This window comes from Sinorhizobium sp. BJ1 (assembly GCF_002531555.1).
In the GTDB taxonomy this organism is placed as follows: domain Bacteria; phylum Pseudomonadota; class Alphaproteobacteria; order Rhizobiales; family Rhizobiaceae; genus Sinorhizobium; species Sinorhizobium fredii_B.
Map to the genome: position 1 here is coordinate 327,171 of NZ_NWTH01000001.1, position 23,398 is coordinate 350,568.

The window sequence follows — 23,398 nt, forward strand, 5'->3', positions numbered from 1 at the left end:
TGCCTTGGGCCGGAATGCCGGGAAGGCGGCGCCTTCGCCACCTTACCACCGCTGATGAACATGAACCTTGATCAGCCGCTCGTAAAGTGCGGCGATCGCGTCCATGGCCGCTCCGTCGATCGGTGCAAGGGCGCTTGCTGCCGCATTCGATTGAGCCTGGATGGCGTTGCGGGCGCCGGGAATGACGACGGAAACGGCCTCCTGCGCGAGGATCCAGCGAAGCGCGAACTGTGCCATCGGCACATTCGCCGGCACCAGAGCACGCAACTGTTCAACCGCTTCCAGCGCTGCCTCGAACGGCACGCCGGCGAAGGTCTCGCCGACGTCGAATACTTCGCCGTGACGGTTGAAGTTGCGGTGGTCGTCCGCGGCGAAGGCCGTGTCCCTGCCGATCTTGCCGGAAAGCAGGCCGGAGGCGAGCGGCACGCGAACGATGATGCCGACATTCTTCTTCTTCGCTTCGGCGAAGAAGAGATCGTGCGGCCGCTGACGGAAGATGTTGTAGATGATCTGCACCGTGGCGATTCCCGGATATTCGATCGCCTTCAGGGCCTCCTCGACCCTCTCGACCGAGACGCCGTAATGGCGGATCTTGCCCTTGGTCACCAGCTGGTCGAGTGCGCCGAAGAGCTCCGGGCGGTAGTAGACGTCCGTCGGCGGGCAGTGGAGCTGGACGAGATCCAGCGCCTCGACGCCGAGATTCTTGAGGCTGCGGTCGATGAAGGCCTCGATATTGCCGCCCGTATAGCCGTCGGCGACATGCGGGTTGAGCCTCCGCCCGGCCTTGGTGGCAACGAGGGGCTTCTCGCCGCCGCGTTCCTTCAGCACCGCGGCGATGATCTTTTCCGAGCGCCCGTCGCCATAGACGTCAGCCGTGTCGATGAAGGTGACGCCGTTGTCGAGCGCGGCGTGAAGGGCGCGCCTGCCGTCCTCCTCGCTGACGTCGCCCCAGGAGCCGCCGATCTGCCAGGCGCCGAATCCGATCTCCGAAATCCTTGCGCCCGTCCGTCCCAAAATCCTCGTCTTCATCTGAAGGCCTCCTCGATCACTTGTCGTCGTGGCGGCGCCACGCCGGTTTATCGATCATTTGTATGATGATTGTGATGCCGAGGAAAAGAGCGCTCAGCTTTGAAGCGTTACGATCGCCCTGCCGCGACTGAGATCACTCACGAGCGCGAGGGTTGCTTCCGCCACGTCCTTGCGCAGGTCGATTGCCAGCACCGCACCGGTGTCGGTGAAACTTTCGCTGGCGATCGCGACGCCGCGGGCGGTGAGCCGGGCCTTGATCAGGGCGAGATCGGCGAAGTCGCAGGCGATCGTGACACGCAGCGTCTCGACGAGCTCGACCTTTTCCGCCGTCCTGAGGCAGAGTGCGGCGGTGCCGCCATAGGCGCGGATCAGCCCGCCGCTGCCCAGCAGGACGCCGCCGAACCAGCGCGTCACCGCGACCACGACCCGGTCGAGCGACTGACCGTCGATCGCCGCGAGGATCGGCTTGCCCGCCGTGCCGCTCGGCTCGCCGTCGTCATTGAAGCGGTAGGTCTGGCCGATGCGCCAGGCCCAGCAATTGTGATTGGCGGCCGGAGCGGAATGTGCTGCGAGGAAAGCCTTGGCCGATTGCTCGTCGTCGATCGGACCGGCGATCGCCAGAAAGCGGCTCTTCTTGATTTCCTGTGTCGAGGTCTCGATGCGCTGGAGCGTGAACATCCGCTTCTTCCGTTTGGAATGCTGATAACGGAATGACGGCGCTTGGTCATCTGTCGTCGATTGGCGGGGCGCAACGGGGGCGTTGAGACATCGCCCTCCCCACCCCCCCACGAGGGGAGGGGCTTGGTGTCCGCTGCGGCCGACTACCATGCTCGAAAAATCGAGCCTGCTGCAACGCCCAGAACAGTGGAGAGTGTGCGGCAGGTTAAACCCTCCCCTTGTGGGGAGGGCAAAGCCAGAGGCTCAGCCGATCGCCATCAGGCTGGCATTGCCGCCGGCGGCGGCGGTGTTGATCGAGGTGGAAACCTCCTCGACCAGCCAGTTCAGGCAATAGGCATCCGGATTGCGGGCGATTTCCTCGCCCGATGCGGCCTGGACCAGCAGGAGCGGACCCGGCAAGGCGGCGATCGCCTTGTTAACCTCGCGGATGCGTTCGGCATCGCCTTCGACGAGCGCGCCGGCAAAGGGGCCGTCGGCCGTCCAGTCCTTCGACCAGGAGACGCGCAGCGCGACGCTGTGCGGCAGGTTTTTCAGCGTGGCCCGCAGGCCGGAGGCCGCATCGACGACGACGCTGTTGCCGGTTGCGAGCGCCGCGGCGAGCTGGTGGTAGAGCCCGCTCTCTGTCGCCGGCACCGCGAGGATGCGGCCGCGCGGATGCAGCGCATAGAGATTGCGCTCGCCGACGGGCCCGGGGAGTTCCAGATCCATTCCGAGCGCCGAGGTGCTGCCGGCATTGCGTGCGGCTTCCGCCTCCGCCGTGGCGCCCTTGCCGTCGAGCCACTTGGCGAAATCGAGCAGCGTCGGGTCGGTATGCACCGAGCTGTGCTGCGGCGGCACCGGGGCGGTCGTTACCAGCCGGCCGAGATAGAGCGGCCCGCCGGCCTTCGGTCCGGTGCCGGAAAGGCCGCGGCCGCCGAAGGGCTGCACGCCCACCACCGCGCCGATGATGTTGCGGTTGACATAGAGGTTGCCGGCCTTGATGCGGCTCGTCACATGGGCGATCGTCTCGTCGAGGCGCGTGTGCAAGCCGAAGGTCAGCCCATAACCGGTGGCGTTGATGTCGTCGACCAGTCGGTCGAGAGCGTCGCGGCGGTAGCGGATGACGTGCAGCACCGGCCCGAAGACCTCGCGCTGCAGATCGGAGAGCTTCTCCAGCTCGATGATCGTCGGCGGCACGAAGGTGCCCTTTTCCGTCTCGGCGGCAAGGCCGATCTGCTCCACCTTGCGGCCAAGTCCGCGCATTCGCTCGATGTGTTTCTCGATGATGTCCTTCGCCTCGGCCGAAATGACCGGGCCGACATCCACTGAAAGACGGTCAGTGCGACCGATATCCAATTCGTGCAACGCGCCCTTCAGCATTGTCAGGGTACGATCGGCGATATCCTCCTGCAGACAGAGCACCCGCAGCGCCGAGCAGCGCTGGCCGGCGCTGTCGAAGGCGGAAGCGATGACGTCGCCGACGACCTGTTCGGCAAGCGCCGAGGAATCGACGATCATCGCGTTTTGGCCGCCGGTTTCGGCAATCAGCGGGATCGGCCGGCCGGCGGGCGAGAGCCGCTCGGCGAGCTGTGCCTGAATGAGCCGCGCCACCTCCGTAGAGCCGGTGAACATCACGCACGCCGTCTCGGGCGCCGCAACCAGTGCGGCGCCGACCCGGCCGTCGCCCGGCAGGAACTGCAGCGCACTTGCCGGAACACCGGCCTCGTGCAGGAGGCGCACGCCTTCGGCGGCGATCAGCGGCGTTTCTTCGGCCGGCTTGGCAAGCACAGGATTGCCGGCGACAAGGGCGGCGGCGACCTGGCCGGTGAAGATGGCCAGCGGGAAGTTCCACGGGCTGATGCAGACGACGGGGCCGAGCGCCTTATGGCCCGGACCGAGGGTGCGGCGCGTCTGTTCGGCGTAGTAGCGCAGGAAATCGATCGCCTCGCGCACCTCGGCACTGGCGTTCAGCAACGACTTGCCTGCCTCGCGGACGATCAGCCCGAGAAGCGTCGGCATGCGCGCCTGCATCAGATCGGCGGCGCGGTCAAGGCAGGCGGCCCGTTCGGCCGGGGGAACGGCAGCCCAGCTCGGGACCGCTTCGGCGGCAAGGCGAGCGGCCCGTCGAGCATCCTCTTCGGAAGTCTCGGCGACCGAGCCGACGACGTCGCGATGGTCGCCCGGGTTCGCGACGGGGCGCGTTTCGCCGTCAGCCGAGCCGGCGGCGAGTTGCGGTGCTGCCGTCCAGGCGGTGGTGGCGCTTGCCTTGAGCGTCTCTGTCAGGGAGGCGAGCGCCGCCTCGTTGGAAAGATCGAGGCCGGCGGAATTCGTGCGCGCAGCGCCGAAGAGCTCGGCCGGCAGCGCTATTTTCTCGTGCTTCGCGCCGACGACCGGCATGGCGCGGACGATTTCCACCGGATCGGTGACCAGTTCGTCGATCGAGACGTTAGGATCGGCGATGCGATTCACGAAGGAGGAATTGGCACCGTTCTCGAGCAGGCGGCGGACGAGATAAGCAAGCAGCGTTTCGTGCGTGCCGACCGGCGCATAGATACGGCAGGGGCGGCCGAGATTCTCGCGACCGACCACTTCTTCATAGAGCGGCTCGCCCATGCCGTGCAGGCACTGGAACTCGTATTTGCCGACGTGAAAGTCCTTGCCGGCCATGTGGTAGATGGTGGCAAGCGTCTGGGCATTGTGGGTGGCGAATTGCGGGAAGACCACGTCGGTCGCCGAAAGCAGCTTGCGGGCACAGGCGACATAGGAGACGTCGGTGTGGATCTTGCGGGTGAAGACAGGAAAGTCCTCCAGCCCGTCGAGCTGCGCGCGTTTGATCTCGGCATCCCAATAGGCGCCCTTGACGAGCCTGACCATGATGCGCCGGCCGGCCCGCCGAGCCAGATCGATGAGGAAGTCGAGCACGAAGGGGCAGCGCTTGCCATAGGCCTGCACGACGAATCCCAAGCCGTTCCAGTCGGCGAGATCCTTGTCGAGGCAGAGGTCCTCCAGAAGATCGAGCGACAGTTCCAGCCGGTCGGCCTCTTCGGCGTCGATGTTGAGACCGATATCGTATGTCTTGGCGATGAAGGCGAGGGCCTTCACCTTTGGCAGCAGTTCGCTCATCACCCGCCCTGCCTGCGAACGCGAATAACGCGGGTGCAGGGCCGAGAGCTTGATGGAGATGCCGGGGCCTTCATAGATGCCACGCCCGTCCGAAGCCTTGCCGATGGCGTGAATGGCGTTCTCATAGTCCTTGTAGTAGCGCTTCGCGTCGGCGGCGGTCGTCGCCGCTTCGCCAAGCATGTCGTAGGAATAGCGAAAGCCCTTCTGTTCGAGTGCGCGCGAGCGACGCAGCGCCTCGTCGATCGTCTCGCCGGTGACGAACTGTTCGCCCATCATCCGCATCGCCATATCGACGCCGCGGCGGATCACCGGCTCGCCGCAGCGGGAGATCAGCCGCGTCAGTGCCGCGGCGAGGCTGCGGTCGTTGACTGTTGAGGTCAGCTTGCCGGTGACCACCAGGCCCCAGGTGGCGGCGTTGACGAAGAGCGAGCGGCCGCCGCCGAGATGCGACTTCCAATTGCCGTCGGCAATCTTGTCGCGGATCAGTGCGTCACGGGTTGCCGTGTCCGGAATGCGCAAGAGCGCTTCGGCAAGGCACATCAGCGCCACGCCTTCCTGGCTCGAAAGCGAGTATTCCTGCACCAATCCTTCAACGCCTGAACCTGAATGCTTGGCACGCAGCGCCTCGACCAGCTTGCGGGCGGTCCTGGCGGCGGCGTCCTGCGTTTCCCGGGGCAGCGCTGCGGCCTCGACGAGCGGCGGCAGGCATTCCGTCTCGGGCCGGCGATAGGCGGCCGTGATCGCCTGGCGTAGCGTGCTCGGGGGCCGGATCGGCGGCGCGAAGTCGGTAAACGGCACGGGGGCGGCGTCGGTTGTGACGGTGGGTTTTTGAAGCTGGGTCTGGCTCATCGAACGCGGTCCTCCACGCGGGGTAGCAAGGCGCCTTGCGCCCTGAAATTCGTGGCCGAAAATACGCTTTCATTCGCCGAACATCCATCCGGCAAATTCGCCCTGCTGCAGGATGTTTCTCTATGTAGATCGCCCTGGCGGGTGAAACATGCGGGTGAGGCGGAAATGACCCGGATGTTCCCATGTTCAAGCCGCCGCGCCGAAATGGCGTTGGCGGGCCATCAGGCATTCGTCGTCTCCCGGCATGCAGGTCCGGCAGACGATCGGTCGCATGGCGTAGACCTTGCAGGCGACGAATTTGCCGAGCGTGCCTTCGAGCGCCGTGCAGCGCTCGTTTTCGCAGCGCATACCGCCAAGGTCGGCTGCGACGTAGTCCGCCGGTATTCGCTCGAGCTCCTCTTCCGTTTCCATCGAGAAACGCGGCCACTCGGCCGAATAGGCGCAACAGGCGCCGCAGCTCTGACAATCGAAGTCCTGGATGGGAGAAATAGTCATGGGCCTAGCCTAGCACGAAGCCGTAAGCGTCGAAATGGCCAAGCCGGTTCTCACGCCTCTACCGCATCGCGCCTGGCGATCTCATAGTCCTCGGTATGCACCAGCACGCCGTCGGCGGTGATCACGGCGATGCCGTAGGCCGCCGGCTCGTCGACGGACAGCGAGGCGTCCGGTATGTCGAACGGCATTGGCTGCTGGTGGACCGGACTCTTGAAGATCGAGAACGGAATGCCGCGGCTGGAACCGCTGATGGTGCGATGCACGTGGCCGGCGAAGATGTGGCGGACATTGCCGTGCCGTTTCACGAGCCCGTAGAATTGCTCCTCGTTGATGAGTCGGATCATGTCGATACCCGCAAATCCGCTGGCATGCGGCGGGTGGTGCATGAAGATCAGAACCGGCCGGTCACCGGCGCTGCCGAGCTGTCTGTCGAGCCAGACGAGGCGCCTTTCGCACAGATGGCCGGCATGGCTCATCGGGTAGTCGTAGGGTGGCGCAAACAGCGTATCGAGCAAAACGGCACGGCAATCGGCAAAATCGATCACCTGCTGCACGAAGCCATTTTCGTCTGTCGCAGCCTCCGGGAACACCTCCAGGAAAACCTCGCGCCGATCATGATTGCCGAGCATGGTGGCTGCAGGAGGGATCAGTTCGGAGAACAGGTCTTTCAACCGTTCATAGGACGCGCGGTCCGCCTGGTGCGTGAGGTCGCCTGCAAAAACCACCCGATCCGCATCCGCATGGTAGCGGTTGACATGGGTGATGCCGTTGGCGAGCCGCCGATAGGGGTCGATCCCGATGATCGTCGTGCCGTCGGGAACCATATGAAGGTCGGTAAAGACGATGAATTTTGTCATGGGCGGGCGTCGCAATAATGCATAGGCCACGCTCCTCCGCTTGCGTTCGACGGTCAAGCGGCATCTTTGGGCTGGTCGCGGTGATGCTGTTGCGCCCAGAGCCGACAGGCGATCTCTTGCGGCTCGAGCATGAACGCGCTATGGGTCAGCTTACGGCTCTGATATATCAGTTTGCCCTTTTGACGCGATATCCGGAGATACGGTGATGAGATGGAAGCGCACGATCCAGTTGCTGGACGTTCACTGCGAGGGCGAGATCGGCAAGGTGGCGATCGGCGGCGTGCCGAAGATCCCGGGCAACACGATCGCCGAGCAGCTGAACCACATCAACACGGTGGATGACAGCCTGCGCCGCTTCCTCTGCCTAGAGCCGCGCTCCGGATCGATCGGTTCCGTCAACCTGCTGGTGCCGCCGAAGCGGCCGGAGGCGGATGCCGGCTTCATCATCCTGCAGGCCGACCAGGCCCATGCCATGTCTGGTTCCAATTCGATCTGCGTGACGACGGCGCTGCTCGAATCCGGAATGATCGAGATGAAGGAGCCCGAAACCGTGGTGATGCTCGATACGGCGGCGGGCCTCGTGAAGGCGACAGCCACCTGCCGCGACGGACGCTGTGAGCGGGTAAAACTCACCATGGTGCCGTCCTTCGTCCAGGAACTGGATGTCGAGGTGGACACGCCAGAATGGGGCCGCATCAAGCTCGATCTCTGCTTCGGCGGCGTGTTCTACGCGCTGGTCGATGTCCGCCAGATCGGCACCACGATCGACAAGGCGAATGCCCGCCGGATCGTCGAAGCGGGTATGGCTCTGAAGGACATCGTCAACCGCGCGCTGCCGGTGGTGCATCCGGAAATCCCGGAAATCAAGGGCGTTGCCTATGTGATGTTCCGCGATACGGAAGCTGACGGAACCGTCAGAACCTGCACGACCATGTGGCCGGGCCGCGTCGACCGTTCGCCCTGTGGCACCGGCAGTTCGGCCAATCTCGCCACGCTCCATGCGCGCGGCAAGGTCAAGCCGGGGGACGTGCTGAAATCCCGCTCCATTATCGGCTCGGAATTCGAAGTGGGCCTCGAAGCCGTAACGACGGTCGTCGGGCGGGAAGCGATCATCCCGACCATTTCCGGCCGGGCCTGGACCTTCGGTCTGCATCAGGTGGCGCTCGATCCGTTCGATCCGCTCGCCGATGGCTTTGCACTGACCGATACCTGGGGGCCGCAGGCGGGCGAGATCCGGTAAAACCAGGCTGTGCGCGCTCACTGGAGCTCGTTCGTCTGCGCCCGTTCGAACCACTGCGCCGCCAAGGCGCCGTCGGCTCGCGTGCCGACGCCGTCCCGATAGGCGGCGGCGAGATTGTGGGCGGCGACGACATTGCCCGCTGCCGCGGCGCGCTGGTAAAGATCGAAAGCCGCTTCCGCCTCGCCACGCTCGACGAGCCGTGTTCCGTACATAGCCATCGCCAGCGCATGGCCGTTTTGCGCGGCCTCGCCGAGAACTCGAAGCGACTTCAGCTTCTCGCCGGCCCGGTCGAGAACGCGGGCAAGCTGGAACTGTGTCCGCGCGCCGCCATTCTGGTTGTAGGCCTCGCGGCAGGCAGACAGCGCAACACCGATGCGGATATCTTGCGTTGCCACGGCCGGAAAGGCCCTGTTGCGCTCGAGATCGAGGTCGCTGCCGGCTTCCCGGTCGCACTGTTCGGCGGCCGAGAGCTCGGCGGCGCTTGCCGATCCAGCCGCGATCGTGGCGAAGGACAGAAGCATCGCAGCTGCAAGCAGTGACGCGCTTGCGATGCGAATGGGCGGCTTGATATGGCTATCCATGGTACTCTCCCTTATCCGTCCACTATCCTAGAACTGGCGTGAGGCGGTGCCTGTTCCGCGCGAAACAGCCAAGGCCGGGAGCGACTTTCGAACCTGGCACGGAGCAAGGGGCGTCTTGCATCCTCGATGCGTCGGTCTATCCTCGAACGAAGGCTCGAACAGGGAGCGCTGCAATAGCAGCGGGGAGAAGCCGATGCCGCAGCTACAGATGAAAAGAAGGATGGTGCTTGGCGGCCTGATCATGGCCGTCATCGGCGGCCGAGCGGCCGCGGCCGCGAGCGGTTCAGTCGTCGGCAAGGCGGCGAAGATCCGCGGCAATGTTCGCCGCCGGCAGGGCGAGGCGGAGGAGCGGCTCGCTGCAGGCGGCTCCGTTCTCGACCGGGACTACGTCATGACGAGCACCAACAGCTTTGCCGATCTGGCCCTCAGCGAAACGCGCATCCTTCTCGGCCCCCAGACGGAGCTCTTGATCGACAGCTTCATTGCCGGCGAGGGAGGCACGCTCGAGCTCGGCGTTGGCCGGATGGTCTTCGACAGGCCGCGGGGACTGCCGAAGGTCGACGTCGCGGTCCGCACGGCTTTCGGGATGATCGGCGTCCGCGGCACGAAATTCTTCTGCGGCCCCAGCCGCACTGCTGCCTTCGCCGTCTTCGTCGAGCACGGCGCCGTCAGCGTCGAAGGCGGCGGCGTCACCCGGATGCTTGCCGCCGGCCAGGGCGTGGATATCGACCGTCCCGGTGCGGCGCCGAGCGAGCAGACGAATTGGGGACAGGCGCGGATCCGGGAAGCCTATGCGAGCGTCGGTCTGAGGTGAGGGCTTTCGCCGTCGGCGACGGTGAACAACTCCATCGAGCCGAAGCCGCGGATTTCGTGCCGGCCGAGCGGCCGAAGCCTGGCGCTGCTTTGCGCGGCGGCGGCCGGGCCGATGCAGATCGCCGTGCCGAGGAACTTGTTCGCCTCTTGAAGCCGGGCGGCGAGGTTCACCGCATCGCCATGGGCCGTGTAGTCGAGCTTGCCGCCGGCGCCGACCTCGCCGAGCACCGCCGGCCCCGTCTCGATGCCGATCCTGGTTCGGCCAAAGCCCTGTTCGGCGAATTGCGGCCGCGCGCGCATTTCCTCGGCCAGTGCGTGGATCGCGATAGCACAATCGATCGCCTTGTCGACATGGTCGGCGAGGTCCTCCGGCGCGTTGAAGAGGGCGTGGACCGCATCGCCCACCACCTTGTCGACCATGCCGCCGTGACGGGAGACGAGCGCGTTGACCTCCGCGAAATAGATGTCGAGCAGGGCCACGAGCTCCCGGGGGCTGAGCTTGTGTGATAGCGTCGAGAAGCCTTCGATGTCGGTGAAAACAGCCGTCACGGGTCGCTCTTCACCGGCCACACGGCCGCGGTCCGGATCGTCTATGTAGCGGGCCACCACAGATTGTGGCAGATATTGCGAGAATTTCTGCCGGGCGATCGCTTCGGCGCGGCGCACCCGGGCGAGCTGCAACGCGCTCGTCACGACGAGGATCGTCACCATCGCGACCGAGATGCCGACGGCATCGAAGAGCCAGCCGGTCGCGGCGTAGATAACGCCGGCGAAAGCACTGACGGCAAGCACCGCCGCGCCGCCGAGCGTCAGCGTCATCATAGGACGGAGTTTGGTCGCGCCATAGGCGGCCACCACGCCGGCGGCGACGCTGAACAGCGCCTCCATGACGGGCAGATCGCCGTCCCGATAGGGCACGAAGCCGGTCATGATCGCGTTGGCTATGTCGGCATGGATCTGCACCGAGGGCTCGAGCGGCATGGAGGCGGTAGGCCTCAGCCCGCCGAGGCTCGGCATGCTGCTGCCGACGAATACCAGTTTGCCGGCGATCCGGCTCTCGTCGATCCTGTCTGCCATGACGTCGGCAGCCGAAACCGTCCGGGCGGCAATTTCCGCCTGCGAACTCGCCACGAAACGAAGGTTGCCGTCCGCGTCGAGCGGAATGATGGCGTGGTCGAGCCTCAGCCAGGCTGGCTCTCCGCCAAGCACCGGCGTGCTGCTTGCTGCGCCGAGCCGGCCCGCTTCGATACCCAGGGCCGGAAAGGCGTCGTTGTCGATAACGGCGAAGGCCTGCGCGCGGCGGACACGGGCATCCTTGTCTCCGACCAGGAACGCCGCCGTCGCCGCTTTCGCCCGATCCATGAACATGGGGCAGGCCGTCTCCGCGCCCTGGATGAACCATTGCTCAGGGACGGCAAGCTGGCGCCGCAACGCCAGCGGTGGAACGGGACGCGGGTGCTCCAGGGCGCGCTCGGCAGCCAGAAAGCCAAGGACGACGGGCGCTTCGCCGATCGCCGAAGCGAGCGCGGCGTTTACCGGCGCGGCCGGATCGCAGTCGGAACTGAAGACGAAGTCGACGGCGATCGCCTTGGCGCCGGCGGCTGCAAGCCGCGATATCAGTTCGGCCGTCGCACCCCTGTCCCAGCTTTCGGACCTCGCCTCGACGGCCAGCCGGTCGATGTCGACCACAAGGATGTCCGTCGACCGCGGCGAGGGGGCCCATTGGGTGAGATTGTCGAAGAACAGTTCACGCGGCGTGCGGAACACTGTTTCGGCGTAAAGGTAGAGAACGAACGCCGCGGCCAGAGTAGCAACGATCCCGCCGGCAAGCGGGCTGATGCGGCGATGGGGCCATGGCGGCAGGATCGGCCTAGTCCTCCGGTGGATCGGCTATCATCAGCAGGCGTCCCACGTTACACGAGACGATGCCGTCCGTCCGCTTGAGAGCGCCGCTTTCCTCCAGCGAGAGAATGGCACGGTTCACCTTCGGCCGGCTGGCGCCGAGAATGGCGGCGATATCGGTCTGGCTCAGCGTCAGGCGAAGATTGGCGCTTGCCGGCAGTTCGTTGCCGTGGATCTGCCGGAGCGTCGCCAGGAAGAAGCGTGCGACGCGGGCGTGGAGATCGTAGAGCGCGATCGTCTCCAGCCGGTCCGTCGTGTCGCGCAGCTGCGCGCAGAGGAAGCGGATGACCGCCTCGGCGATTCTCGGCTTCTGGGTGATGAGATCGAGAAAGGCCTTCTTGCCGATCACATAGCCCTCGGCGGCAGTGACCGCGGTTGCGTCGGCCGAGCGCGGCTGGTCGTCGAGCACCGCCATTTCGCCGAACAGCGCCCCCGCCTCGTGCTGGCGGAGCATCAGCTCGCGGCCCTGCGGCGTGAACAGCGAAAGCTTGATGCGCCCGGAAACCACGACGATCATGTAGTTGCCCTCGTCGCCGCGCTGGAAAATGACCGTGCCCGCGGGCCATTTCCGGTAGCTGGCGATGTCGGCAAGTTCGCAGAGGGTTTCCTTGTCGAAGTCTTCGAAAATCGGAAAGGACCGCCAGAAGGCGGGACTCCGGTTGATTTCAGTCATGAGATTTCCCCGCGTGCCCTACGCGCGGGAATTCTTCACGCAGTCGCTGTCTGTTGCAACAGAAAAGAGCTTGGCGGCCAGGGCATGGCCGGAAAGTGTTGACGACGTCACGCCGTCGTCTCGTAAATGTAAACGATCTGTTTCCGCCAGGGCGGCTGGTCAATTCGGAAAATGCTGATATTCCTGTCGCCAAATCCGTTTCCAACAGGAGCCTCGCGCATGCCTCAGAATGTCATCGTCCTCATCGGACGCGTTCTACTCTCGATCATTTTCATCGTCTCGGGCTTCGGCAAGCTCACCGATCCGGCGGGTACGGCCGGCATGATCACCAATGCCGGATGGCCGGCGGCAACCGCGCTCGCCTATCTCGCCGGTCTCTTCGAACTGGTCTCGGGTCTTGCCATTCTGGTCGGCTTCCAGACGCGCATCGCTTCCTATCTGCTCGCCGCCTTCTGCCTCGTCACGGCTTTCGTCTTCCATAGCGGCCCGATCAACATTCCCGATTTTCCGGAGGCGGCAAACGGCCTTCTGTCGATGTTCAACCAGATCATGATGATGAAGAACATCACCCTTGCCGGCGCCTTCCTGGTGCTTGCCGGCTTCGGCCCCGGAGCGCTCTCGCTTGACGCCCGCCTCGGCAGAACCGTCGCTGCCTGAGGCGACGGAACGTCACTTCACGTAAAGAACCCGCCGGCACGACCGGCGGGTTCCTTGCATTATAGGATGGCTCAGGGGTAGATCACGCCCTTGCGCAGGATGACATTGCCGTAAAGGCGCGGTTCGCTGGTCTGCACGACCGTATGGGCGGCTTTCACCCGCGGGTAGAATTCCGCGCCGAGAAGCGGAACGACCGACTGCCCCGGCTCGTGCTTGCGGCAGCATTCGACGATGTCCCGGTGCACCGGATCGAGCGCGTCCTTGTCCTGCTTGACCGTCGCGCGGAAGATCGCCTCCGGCACGAAATCGTCGATCGGCAGCACGCTGAGGATGGCATCGAGGACCGGAACCAGATGATGGCCGTCGAGCCGCACCAGCCGCCGGGCATGTTCCTGGCCGGGATAGTTCCCGTCGACAAGGGCGATCTCGTCGCCGTGCCCCATTGCCCTGAGCGCGGCGAGCAGTTCCGGGCTCAGGATCGGGTCTATTCCTTTCAGCATCAGGTAAGCTCCTTGAAGAGTACATTGGTATCGAGCAGATAGCGCGAAAACAGCGGCAGGCTCGCTCCGCCGATCGCCCGGGCGTGGCTTCCGACCGCGCCCTCGACAAGGTCCGGAACGGTGACGCCCTGGAGGTCGAGCGTCTGTAGCGCCTTGCGCGTCGCGGCGAGAAGGCGCGAGCGCACCCAGGGCGGAAAGCCGCCGTCGATCACGGCGGCGGAAAAATCGACGATCGAGACGGCCGAGACGACGGCCTGGGCTAGTGCTGCCGCCGAATCCTGGATCCAGATTTCGAGGGGCTCGCCGAAATCGATCCAGTCGTCGGCCGAATACCAAAGCGGCTTCGGATCCACGCCGCGGTCGCGCAGCAGCTTTTCGAGGACGAAGACCGAGGCAATCTTCAGCAATTGCGTCGTCCTGCCATCCTTGCCCGACACCGGCAACGGACCGATGGCGCCGGCGGTGCCGGTCCGGCCGGAGAAGAGGGCGGAGTTGAGCACGACGCCGCCGCCGATGAACGAGCCGATATAGAAATAGACGAAATCCGGATAGTTGGCGCCGACGCCGAAGGCGAGCTCCGCGCCGCAGGCACTGGTGCCGTCGTTCTGGAGGAAGACGGGGTGCGGCGTCCGCGCCGTGACCGCCGCCTGCAGGTCGAATTTGCGCCACCTGTCCATTTCCTCGCGTGGCGCGCCGACTTCTTCGGCCCAGTTCCACAGTTCGAAAGGCGTCGCGATGCCGACGCCGGCGATGCGCTTGCGATCTTCGGAGCTGAGCTGCCGCTCGAGCTTTTCGATGCCCTCGACGATGAAGGTGACGAGGTCGTCGGGCAGCGGGTAGGTATGGATCTGGTGGAGATGCAGGCGGATGTTGCCGAGGAAATCCATCAGCACCAGGTCGGCGCTGCGACGGCCGATCTTGACCCCGAAAGAATAGACCGCATCCGGGTTGAGCCGCATCGGGATCGACGGTTGACCGACGCGGCCGCGCACCGGGTCGCCGCGGACGAGCAGCCCGTCGGCCTCGAGCGCGCGCATGATGACCGAGACGGTCTGTGCGGAAAGTCCGGAGCGGCGGGCGATCTCCGCCTTGGACAGGCTGCCGTGGCGACGCACCAGCGACATGACCAGCCGCTCATTATAGGCGCGCACGCGCGTCTGGTTCGCCCCGCCGCTTGGGTCGATCACATCGGGTTGCGCCGATCCCCCATGGCGATCTTGTATCAGTGACATGCCACCGCTCCTCCCGTTGGCATCCCTTCATGCGAGATCTGCCGATTCCTTCTCGCCGCCTCCGTCGATTTGGCAGCGGTGGCTCGCGCCGGACCTGCTGCACGCAGAATGCCATATCCAGATAATAATTCAATTTGATTTATTTATTGACACCTTGGAATTTTGGTGTTTGATTTACGCTCGGAAGCGCCGCCCGCAGGAGGAGAATGCTGCGGGGGTGAAGCCTGAAGGCCGGTTCCGGCATTATTTAAACCTTGGGAGGGTTTGATGAAGAAAACTGTTCTTTCCACCGCATTCGGCGCGCTCGCTCTCGGCGTCGCCTTCGCTTCGCCGTCACAGGCGGCCGACGTCTCTGCCTGCCTCATCACCAAGACCGACACCAACCCCTTCTTCGTGAAGATGAAGGAAGGTGCGACCGCCAAGGCCCAGGAACTCGGCGTCACGCTGAAGGCCTATGCCGGCAAGGTCGACGGTGATCACGACAGTCAGGTTGCCGCCATCGAATCCTGCATCGCCGATGGCGCGAAGGGCATTCTCATCGCTGCATCCGACACCAAGGCGATCGTTGATCAGGTGAAGAAGGCGCAGGCCGCCGGCGTTCTCGTGATCGCGCTCGATACACCCCTCGATCCGGCGACCGCTGCCGACGCGACATTCGCGACCGACAACCTGCTCGCAGGCAAGCTGATCGGCCAGTGGGCGGCCGCAACGATGGGTGAAAACGCCAAGACCGCAAAGGTCGGGTTCCTCGATCTGACCCCGTCGCAGCCGACCGTCGACGTGCTGCGCGACCAGGGCTTCATGATCGGCTTCGGCATCGATCCCAAGGATCCGAACAAGATCGGCGACGAGGACGATCCGCGCATCGTCGGCCATGACGTGACGAACGGCAACGAGGAAGGCGGCCGCACGGCGATGGAAAACCTTCTGCAGAAGGATCCGGAAATCAACGTCATTCACACCATCAACGAGCCCGCTGCCGTCGGCGCTTATCAGGCACTGAAAGCCGTCGGCAAGGAGAAGGACGTGCTGATCGTGTCGGTCGACGGTGGTTGCCCGGGCGTCAAGTCTGTGGCCGAAGGTGTCATCGGTGCCACGTCGCAGCAATATCCGCTGATGATGGCCGCGCTCGGCATCGAGGCGATCAAGAAATTCGCCGAGACTGGCGAGAAGCCGAAGCCGACCGAAGGCAAGGACTTCTTCGACACGGGCGTCGCGCTCGTCACCGACAAGCCGGCCGCCGGCGTCGAATCGATCGACACCAAGGTCGGCACGGAGAAGTGCTGGGGCTGATCGCCCGCTTGTTCGAACCGAAACCGACAGGGAAGGGCGGCCCCGGCCGCCCTTCGCGTAAGCGCCGGGGTCTTTGACAAGGCGCGAAACCTGCGCGACCTTTAGAGCGGGATTAAGGAAAGCCACGATGCGCTTCCGCGCGCGTCTCGCTCTGGCTTCTCGGAACTGATCACGGTTGCGGCCTGGATGGCCGTCCGCACTTGCCGTGATCAAACCTGGAAGTCGCCGCGACCACGGCGGGGCCGCGCATCCGGCAGCAATGCACCCCCTTTGAGAGTGGGGTTACGGGAGGAGTCTCCATGGGCGAGCCAAACACAGCCGCACAACCATCCCAGGAGTTCGAAAAGGTCCTGGTCAACAGTTCGACGGATGTGGCGTCCTTCGACACGCATGACAAGACGCCGCTTCAGAAGATTCAGCACTTCCTGCATTCGACGCCGGCGGCCGTGCCGTTCGTCGTGCTCATCGCGTCGATCCTTGTCTTCGGACTCGCGATCGGCGGCAGGTTCTTCTCGTCCTACACGCTGACGCTGATCTTGCAGCAGATCGCTGTCGTCGGCATGCTCGGCGCGGCGCAGACGCTGGTGATCCTGACGGCCGGCATCGATCTCTCGATCGGCGTCATCATGGTCATCTCGGCCGTCGTCATGGGCAATTGCGCCGTGAGCTACGGCTTGCCGGCGCCGATTGCGGTGGCGGCCGGATTCCTCGTTGGCGGCGCCTGCGGGCTCTTGAACGGTCTTTTGGTGTCGCGCCTGAAGCTGCCGCCATTCATCGTCACGCTCGGCACCTGGTACGTGATCATGTCGACGAACTTCATCTACTCGGAGAACGCGACGATCCGCGAGGCGGACGTGACTGCGGTGACCCAGTGGCTGCATGTCTTCGGCGTGAACTTCAAGGTCGGCACGGCGGTGTTGACCCTCGGTGTCGTCGCCATGGTCGTCCTGGTTTTCGGCCTCTGGTACGCGTTGAACCACACCGCCTGGGGACGCCATCTCTATGCGGTCGGCGACGATCCGGAAGCCGCCAAGCTCTCCGGTATCCGCGTCGGCAGGGTGCTGCTCAGCGCCTACACGATCGCCGGCCTGATCGCCGCTCTGGCCGCCTGGGTCTCGATCGGCCGAAACGGCTCGATCTCGCCGTCGGCTGCGGTCACCGACTATAACCTGCAGGCCATTACGGCGGCCGTGATCGGCGGCATTTCGCTCTTCGGCGGCCGCGGCTCGATCCTCGGCACCCTGATCGGCGCGATGATCGTCGGCGTGGTGTCGATGGGCCTCAACATGCTCGGCGCCGATCCGCAATGGAAAGTCTTCCTGACCGGCGTGCTCATCATCTCCGCCGTCGCAGTCGACCAGTGGATCAGAAAGGTAGCAGCGTAATGGCACAGGAACCCATTCTCACCGCCCGCGGTCTCGTTAAGCGCTATGGCCGCGTCACTGCCCTCGATCATGCCGACTTCGATCTCTATCCGGGTGAAATCCTCGCGGTGATCGGCGACAACGGCGCCGGCAAGTCCTCGATGATCAAGGCGATCTCCGGCGCCGTCACCCCAGATGAAGGCGAGATCCACCTCGAGGGCCAGCCGGTGCATTTCCGCTCGCCGATGGAGGCGCGCGCCGCCGGCATCGAGACGGTCTATCAGAACCTCGCTCTGTCGCCGGCGCTGTCGATCGCCGACAACATGTTCCTCGGTCGCGAGATCCGGAAGCCGGGCCTCTTCGGCAAGCTGTTCCGCACTCTCGACCGGTCGGCCATGGAGAAGATGGCCCGATCGAAGCTTTCGGAACTCGGCCTAATGACGATCCAGAACATCAACCAGGCGGTGGAGACGCTCTCGGGCGGCCAGCGCCAGGGCGTGGCGGTCGCACGCGCCGCCGCCTTCGGGTCGAAGGTCGTCATCATGGACGAGCCGACTGCCGCCTTGGGCGTCAAGGAAAGCCGGCGCGTCCTGGAACTGATCCTCGACGTCCGTCGCCGTGGCCTGCCGATCGTGCTGATCTCGCACAACATGCCGCATGTCTTCGAGGTCGCGGACCGGATCCATATCCATCGCCTCGGCCGTCGGCTCTGCGTCATCAATCCGAAGGAATACACCATGTCGGATGCGGTCGCCTTCATGACCGGTGCCAAGGCGCCGCCCGGCGAGGCAATCGCCGCATGAATGTGCAGTCCTTGCGGGACGAAATTCTGAAACGGGCGGCAGGCGCCGGCCGTTTCGTCGTCGCCATTGCCGGTCCACCGGGGGCGGGTAAGTCGACGCTTGCCGAAGCGCTTGCCGAGGCGATCGCCGAGGCGGGGGAAAGCGTTGCGGTGCTTCCGATGGATGGCTTCCACATGGACAATGCCGTCCTTGTCGAGAAGGGCCTGCTGCCGCGCAAGGGTGCGCCCGAGACGTTCGATGTGCGAGCCTTCCTTTCAACGCTCGCCGCGGTACACGCGAATGACGGCGAGGTGCTCGTTCCGGTCTTCGACCGGACCCGCGAACTGGCGATCGCCTCCGCACGGGCAATCGCGCCGCAAACGCGTATCGTGCTGGTCGAGGGCAATTACCTGCTGCTCGACGAGGCGCCATGGAGCAGGCTGGATGGGGCATTCGACTATTCGATCTTTATCGATCCGGGGATCGAGGTGCTCGAGCGGCGACTGCTGCAGCGCTGGTACGATCACGGCTATGATGAGGAGTCCGCACGGAAAAAAGCCCTTGGCAACGATATCCCCAACGCCCGCAGGGTCGTCGGCAACTGCCGCGCCAGCGATCTGGTGATCCGGGATTTCTGAGGGATGGGCGTGGAGTGGGACGGTTTGCCGCTCGCGCGTCCCGACTTAACCTTTCCGATTGGCCATTGTCTTCGGCGGCGCAATGATGTTATCGAGGCGCGGTTTCACCACATGAATTACCGCCCTACAAGCGCCGGTCACGCCGCCCGCGTGGATCGGGCGCGAGCATCGGGAGAACGCTGACATGCAAGAGCTCGTTATCCGCCGGCCGGACGACTGGCATCTCCACCTGCGCGACGGCGGCATGCTGCGCGGCGTCATTGCCGATACGAGCCGCCATTTCGCCCGCGCTATCGTCATGCCTAATCTGGTGCCGCCCGTGGTGACCTCCGCCGATGCGGCCGCCTATCGCGAACGCATCCTCGCCGCCATTCCGGCGGGTGACAGGTTCGAACCGTTGATGACGCTTTACCTTACTGAAGGGACCGATCCGGACGATGTCGAGGCTGGCTTCAGGAGCGGCCTTGTCAAGGCGGTAAAGCTCTATCCGGCGGGTGCGACCACCAATTCGCACAGCGGCGTGCGCGACATTGCCAAGGCGATGCCGGTTCTCGAGCGGATGGCCGAGATCGGCCTGCCGCTCTGCGTCCACGGCGAGGTGACGACGCCTGAGGTCGATATCTTCGACCGCGAGGCTGTCTTCATCGAAACGGTCCTCGATCCGCTTCGTCGGCACCTGCCGGATCTCAGGATCACCATGGAGCATGTGACGACGAAGGACGGGGTCGACTATATCAAGGAGCACGCGGCCAATCTCGCCGGCTCGATTACCACCCATCACCTGATCATCAACCGCAATGCCATCCTCGTCGGCGGCATCAAGCCGCATTATTACTGCCTGCCCGTCGCCAAGCGCGAGACGCACCGTCTGGCGCTGCGGGCGGCGGCGATATCCGGCGACGTCCGCTTCTTCCTCGGCACCGACTCGGCCCCACACGCTGATCCGCTCAAGGAATGCGCCTGCGGCTGCGCCGGCATCTATACGTCCATCAACACGATGAGCTGCCTTGCCCAAGTGTTCGAGGAGGAAGGGGCGCTCGACCGGCTCGAGGCCTTTACCTCGCTGAACGGCCCCGCCTGGTATGGCCTTCCGGCAAACGACGAAACGATCACGTTGCGCAAGGGCAGCGAGCCGGTCCGCTATCCCGCCAAGATCGAGACCGAAGCCGGCCCGGTCACGGTTTTCGATCCGATGTTCCCGCTCTACTGGGCCGTCGCCTAAGTTTTTCGATTGCAAGGAGAAGTCATGTTTTCGAACGCATTCACCGACAAGGCGGTGATGGCCGAGCTGGTCGCGAAGATGCTTTGGGAGATCAAGGCGGTGCATTTCCGGGCCGACCAGCCTTACAAGCTCTCCTCCGGCATGGCGAGCCCGGTCTATATCGACTGCCGCAAGCTGATTTCCTATCCGCGGGTCCGCTCCGCTGTCATGGACTTCGCCGCCGCGACGATCCTCAGGGAGGCAGGCTTCGAGCAATTCGATGTGGTCGCTGGCGGCGAGACGGCCGGCATCCCCTTTGCTGCCATGCTTGCCGAACGGCTCGGCCTGCCGATGATCTATGTGCGCAAGGCGCCGAAGGGACATGGCCGCAATGCCCAGATCGAGGGCCATATGCCGGAAGGGGCGCGTGTCCTGGTCATCGAGGACCTGACGACCGCCGGCGGCTCGATGTTCAAGTTCATCGACGCGATCCGCGCGGCCGGCGGCATCGTCGAGCACGGCATCGCGCTCTTCTACTATGACATTTTCCCGGAGGCGCGGGGCAACATGAAGTCCAAGGGCGTCGACCTCCATTACATCGCCACCTGGCGCAACGTGCTCGCGGTCGCCCGCGAACAGGCGCTGTTCGATGAAAAGACGCTGAACGAGGTCGAAGCCTTCCTCAATGCGCCACTCGCCTGGTCGGCCCGCAAAGGCGGCGTCGACACGCTCGCCGCCCAGTGACGGCGCGGCCGCTGATCTCGTCGATGGAATAGTTTTCAAGGAGGACGTTCATGATCGTTTGCTGCGGAGAGGCCCTGATCGACATGCTGCCGCGCGAGTCGGCGGCCGGGGAGAGCGCCTTTGCGCCCTATGCCGGGGGTGCCATCTTCAACACGGCGATCGCGCTCGGCAGGCTCGGTATTCCGACGGGCTTTTTCACCGGCCTCTCCGACGACATGTTCGGCGACATCCTGCGGGAAACCCTGAAAGCCGCGAATGTCGATTTCGGCCCCTGCGCTACGCTGCCGCTGCACACGACGCTTGCGTTCGTGAAACTCGTCAACGGCCATGCGAGCTACGCCTTCTTCGACGAGAATACCGCCGGGCGGATGATCACCACGGACCACCTGCCGGCCTTCGGCGATTTCTGCGAGGCGCTGCATTTCGGCGCGATCAGCCTCATCCCCGAGCCCTGCGGTTCGACCTATGAAGCATTGATGACAAGGGAACACGATAGGCGGGTGATCTCCTTCGACCCGAATATCCGACCGGGTTTCATCAAGGATCGGGAGGCGCATCTCGCCCGCATGAACCGCATGGCGGCGATGTCGGACATCATCAAGTTCTCCGACGAGGATCTCGCCTGGTTCGGTACGGAAGGGAGCCACGATACGCTCGCGGCCGAGTGGCTGAAGCGCGGTCCCAAGCTGGTGGTGATCACCAGGGGCGCGGACGGTGCCGTCGGCTATACGAGGAACCACAAGGTCGAGGTCGCGAGCCAGCGGGTGATGGTCGTCGACACGGTCGGCGCCGGCGACACTTTCGATGCCGGCGTGCTGGCCTCGCTGAAGCTCAACAATCTGCTGACCAAGGAACAGGTTGCAAACTTGAGCGACGAGGCGATCCGGCAGGCGCTCGCCCTCGGCGCGAAGGCAGCGGCTGTCACCGTGTCGCGCGCGGGTGCCAACCCGCCGTGGAAATATGAAATCGGGCTCTGATAGCCGGAAATCTGCATGCATGAAGGGCGTCAGCATCGCTGGCGCCCTTTTTCTTATCCGTCAGCGTGCCGCCTTCAGAAGCGCGGCAACGAGGCCGGCGGTCGAGGAATCGTGACCCTCGGCGCTCTCCTTGCCCTCGACGACAGGCAGCAGGCCGGTCGCCAGTTCCTTGCCGAGCTCGACGCCCCATTGGTCGAATGGATTGATGTTGAAGAGCGCCCCTTCGACGAAGACGCGGTGCTCGTAGAGGGCGATCAGGCGACCGAGCGCGAAGGGATCGAGCTGGTCATAGACGAAGGTGAGCGACGGCCGGTTGCCGGAAAAGACGCGGTGCGGCGCGATCTTGTCCGCCTTCGCCTCGTCCATGCCCTTCGAGGTAAGCTGTGCCTTGGCTTCGGCAAGCGTACGGCCCTTCATCAGCGCTTCTGACTGCGCCAGGCAGTTGGCGATCAGCAACTGGTGCTGATGACGCAGGTCCTTCTCATGGCCGTTCGCGGCGATCATGAATTCGGCGGGAATGACATCGGTTCCCTGGTGGATAAGCTGGTAGAAGGCATGCTGGCCGTTGGTGCCAGGCTCGCCCCAGACGACCGGCCCGGTCGCAAATTCCACCGGCTTGCTGTCGAGTGTGACGGCCTTGCCGTTCGATTCCATGTCGAGCTGCTGCAGATAGGCCGGGAAGCGCGTCAGGCGTTGGTCGTAGGGCAGGATCGCCCGGGATGGATAGCCGAGAACGTTGCGGTGGTAGAAGCCAATGAGACCGAGCAGCATCGGAAGGTTCTCGCGCACGGGAGCGGTGCGGAAGTGCTCGTCGATCGCGTGGGCACCGTCGAGGAAGCGGCCGAAATTTTCCTTGCCGATCGCAATCATCAGCGGCAGGCCGATCGCCGACCAGATCGAATAGCGCCCGCCGACCCAGTCCCAGAAGCCGAAGACGCGGGCGGCGTCGATGCCGAAGGCGGCGACCTTGTCGAGGGCGGTGGAGACGGCTGCGAAGTGGTGGCCGACTGCCGCCTCGCCGAGCTTGCCGGCGATGAACGCGCGGGCGGTGGCGGCATTTGTCATCGTTTCGATCGTCGTGAAGGTCTTCGAGGCGACGATGAACAGCGAGGTCTCCGGGTCAAGGAGCTTCAGCGTGTCGGCGATATGGGCGCCATCGACATTGGAGACGAAATGCAGCCGCGGACCATCATGGAAGGGCGCGAGCGCCAGCGTCGCCATCACCGGGCCGAGATCGGAACCGCCGATACCGATATTGACGACGTCGGTGATCTTCTTGCCGGTGGCGCCCTTCAAGGTGCCGGAACGGACGTCGTCGGCAAAGGCGCCCATCGCGTCGAGAACGGTGTTGACGTCAGGCATGACGTCCTTACCGCCGACCAGGATCGGCCGGTTCGACCGGTTCCTGAGGGCGGTATGCAGGACGGCGCGTTCCTCGGTGATGTTGATGATGTCGCCACGCAACATGGCGTCACGCTTCTCTTCGACCTTGGCGGCCTTCGCCAGCGCCTCGAGACCATCGAGTACCGTGTCGTTCACGGCGCATTTCGAATAATCGAGGAGCAGATCGCCGAGTCTCGTGCTGAAGCGCGAAAAGCGGCTCGGATCGGCGGCGAAGGCGGCACGGATGTCGGTCGCCTTGGTCTCGCGTGCAGTGGCTTTGAGGTTTTCGACAAGCGCTTTCATCGCAGGGCTCCTTGCATCGGAAATCGGCTGCGATAGCTAGTCGCTTTCGACGTGGCAAATCAAGGGCAGGTGTGCACTGCAGCGAAATAAGCCGGTTCTCATCGC

21 protein-coding genes are annotated in these 23,398 nt (G+C 64.4%); 10 read left to right on the forward strand and 11 right to left on the reverse strand.

The window, feature by feature from the left end:
* Nucleotides 1-42 precede the first annotated feature (42 nt).
* From CO676_RS01625 to CO676_RS01645, 5 genes are all read right to left on the reverse strand, one after another.
* The gene (locus CO676_RS01625) at nt 43-1,029 is read right to left on the reverse strand and encodes an aldo/keto reductase (protein ID WP_097519431.1); all 987 of its coding nucleotides are present in this window, start codon (nt 1,027-1,029) and stop codon (nt 43-45) included.
* Between the two features lie 93 nt (nt 1,030-1,122).
* Nucleotides 1,123-1,707 (reverse strand): YigZ family protein, encoded by a 585-nt coding sequence (locus CO676_RS01630; RefSeq protein ID WP_097519432.1) that lies wholly within the window; start codon nt 1,705-1,707, stop codon nt 1,123-1,125.
* Between the two features lie 243 nt (nt 1,708-1,950).
* The gene (gene putA, locus CO676_RS01635) at nt 1,951-5,658 is read right to left on the reverse strand and encodes a trifunctional transcriptional regulator/proline dehydrogenase/L-glutamate gamma-semialdehyde dehydrogenase (protein ID WP_097519433.1); all 3,708 of its coding nucleotides are present in this window, start codon (nt 5,656-5,658) and stop codon (nt 1,951-1,953) included.
* Nucleotides 5,659-5,844: 186 nt separating this feature from the next.
* The gene (locus tag CO676_RS01640; protein ID WP_014760896.1) at nt 5,845-6,153 is read right to left on the reverse strand and encodes a YkgJ family cysteine cluster protein; all 309 of its coding nucleotides are present in this window, start codon (nt 6,151-6,153) and stop codon (nt 5,845-5,847) included.
* Between the two features lie 50 nt (nt 6,154-6,203).
* Nucleotides 6,204-7,010, reverse strand: coding sequence for a phosphodiesterase (locus tag CO676_RS01645; RefSeq protein WP_097519434.1), 807 nt, complete (start codon nt 7,008-7,010; stop codon nt 6,204-6,206).
* A gap of 205 nt (nt 7,011-7,215) precedes the next feature.
* Between CO676_RS01645 and CO676_RS01650 the strand changes: the two genes are divergently transcribed.
* The gene (locus tag CO676_RS01650) at nt 7,216-8,250 is read left to right on the forward strand and encodes a proline racemase family protein (protein WP_097519435.1); all 1,035 of its coding nucleotides are present in this window, start codon (nt 7,216-7,218) and stop codon (nt 8,248-8,250) included.
* A gap of 17 nt (nt 8,251-8,267) precedes the next feature.
* On the opposite strand, the gene CO676_RS01655 is transcribed toward CO676_RS01650, so the two are convergent.
* Complete coding sequence (locus tag CO676_RS01655) at nt 8,268-8,831, reverse strand: sel1 repeat family protein (RefSeq protein WP_097519436.1); 564 nt, start codon at nt 8,829-8,831, stop codon at nt 8,268-8,270.
* 193 nt (nt 8,832-9,024) lie between these two features.
* Here CO676_RS01655 and CO676_RS01660 point away from each other — a divergent pair, with 193 nt between their 5' ends.
* A complete protein-coding gene (locus CO676_RS01660; RefSeq protein ID WP_097519437.1) occupies nt 9,025-9,645 on the forward strand; it encodes a FecR domain-containing protein in 621 nt (206 codons plus the stop codon).
* Here CO676_RS01660 and CO676_RS01665 read toward each other — a convergent pair.
* Both CO676_RS01665 and CO676_RS01670 read right to left on the reverse strand, forming a co-directional pair.
* Nucleotides 9,621-11,507, reverse strand: coding sequence for a CHASE2 domain-containing protein (locus CO676_RS01665; protein WP_179875390.1), 1,887 nt, complete (start codon nt 11,505-11,507; stop codon nt 9,621-9,623). The genes CO676_RS01660 and CO676_RS01665 overlap by 25 nt on opposite strands.
* Nucleotides 11,508-11,514: 7 nt before the next feature.
* Nucleotides 11,515-12,219 (reverse strand): Crp/Fnr family transcriptional regulator, encoded by a 705-nt coding sequence (locus CO676_RS01670; protein WP_014760903.1) that lies wholly within the window; start codon nt 12,217-12,219, stop codon nt 11,515-11,517.
* Between the two features lie 219 nt (nt 12,220-12,438).
* On the opposite strand from CO676_RS01670, the gene CO676_RS01675 reads away from it, so the two are divergent.
* Entirely contained in the window at nt 12,439-12,876 is a 438-nt protein-coding gene (locus CO676_RS01675) for a DoxX family protein (RefSeq protein WP_014760904.1), read from the forward strand.
* 71 nt (nt 12,877-12,947) lie between these two features.
* Here CO676_RS01675 and CO676_RS01680 read toward each other — a convergent pair whose 3' ends face one another.
* Both CO676_RS01680 and CO676_RS01685 read right to left on the reverse strand, forming a co-directional pair.
* Nucleotides 12,948-13,376, reverse strand: coding sequence for an RbsD/FucU family protein (locus CO676_RS01680; protein WP_014760905.1), 429 nt, complete (start codon nt 13,374-13,376; stop codon nt 12,948-12,950).
* Nucleotides 13,376-14,608 carry an ROK family transcriptional regulator gene (locus tag CO676_RS01685; protein ID WP_097519439.1) on the reverse strand — a complete coding sequence of 411 codons (1,233 nt, stop codon included), beginning with the start codon at nt 14,606-14,608 and terminating at the stop codon, nt 13,376-13,378. Before CO676_RS01685 ends, CO676_RS01680 begins: the two co-directional genes overlap by 1 nt.
* A gap of 267 nt (nt 14,609-14,875) precedes the next feature.
* Here CO676_RS01685 and CO676_RS01695 point away from each other — a divergent pair, with 267 nt between their 5' ends.
* The 7 genes from CO676_RS01695 to CO676_RS01725 all read left to right on the forward strand — a co-directional run bounded on the left by CO676_RS01695 (nt 14,876) and on the right by CO676_RS01725 (nt 21,607).
* Nucleotides 14,876-15,901 (forward strand): sugar ABC transporter substrate-binding protein, encoded by a 1,026-nt coding sequence (locus CO676_RS01695; protein ID WP_014760907.1) that lies wholly within the window; start codon nt 14,876-14,878, stop codon nt 15,899-15,901.
* A gap of 299 nt (nt 15,902-16,200) precedes the next feature.
* The gene (locus tag CO676_RS01700) at nt 16,201-17,286 is read left to right on the forward strand and encodes an ABC transporter permease (protein ID WP_014760908.1); all 1,086 of its coding nucleotides are present in this window, start codon (nt 16,201-16,203) and stop codon (nt 17,284-17,286) included.
* Nucleotides 17,286-18,068, forward strand: coding sequence for an ATP-binding cassette domain-containing protein (locus CO676_RS01705; protein ID WP_014760909.1), 783 nt, complete (start codon nt 17,286-17,288; stop codon nt 18,066-18,068). Before CO676_RS01700 ends, CO676_RS01705 begins: the two co-directional genes overlap by 1 nt.
* Entirely contained in the window at nt 18,065-18,685 is a 621-nt protein-coding gene (locus CO676_RS01710; RefSeq protein ID WP_014760910.1) for a nucleoside triphosphate hydrolase, read from the forward strand. Before CO676_RS01705 ends, CO676_RS01710 begins: the two co-directional genes overlap by 4 nt.
* Before the next feature lie 184 nt (nt 18,686-18,869).
* Nucleotides 18,870-19,907 carry a dihydroorotase gene (gene pyrC, locus CO676_RS01715; protein ID WP_097519441.1) on the forward strand — a complete coding sequence of 346 codons (1,038 nt, stop codon included), beginning with the start codon at nt 18,870-18,872 and terminating at the stop codon, nt 19,905-19,907.
* A gap of 24 nt (nt 19,908-19,931) precedes the next feature.
* Nucleotides 19,932-20,630 carry an orotate phosphoribosyltransferase gene (locus CO676_RS01720; protein ID WP_097519442.1) on the forward strand — a complete coding sequence of 233 codons (699 nt, stop codon included), beginning with the start codon at nt 19,932-19,934 and terminating at the stop codon, nt 20,628-20,630.
* Nucleotides 20,631-20,680: 50 nt separating this feature from the next.
* On the forward strand, nt 20,681-21,607 hold the full coding sequence (locus CO676_RS01725) for a carbohydrate kinase (RefSeq protein WP_097519443.1): 927 nt from the start codon (nt 20,681-20,683) through the stop codon (nt 21,605-21,607).
* Nucleotides 21,608-21,667: 60 nt separating this feature from the next.
* Here the strand turns inward: CO676_RS01725 and pgi are convergent, their stop codons facing one another.
* Nucleotides 21,668-23,293 (reverse strand): glucose-6-phosphate isomerase, encoded by a 1,626-nt coding sequence (gene pgi, locus CO676_RS01730; RefSeq protein ID WP_014760914.1) that lies wholly within the window; start codon nt 23,291-23,293, stop codon nt 21,668-21,670.
* Between the last annotated feature and the right edge of the window lie 105 nt (nt 23,294-23,398).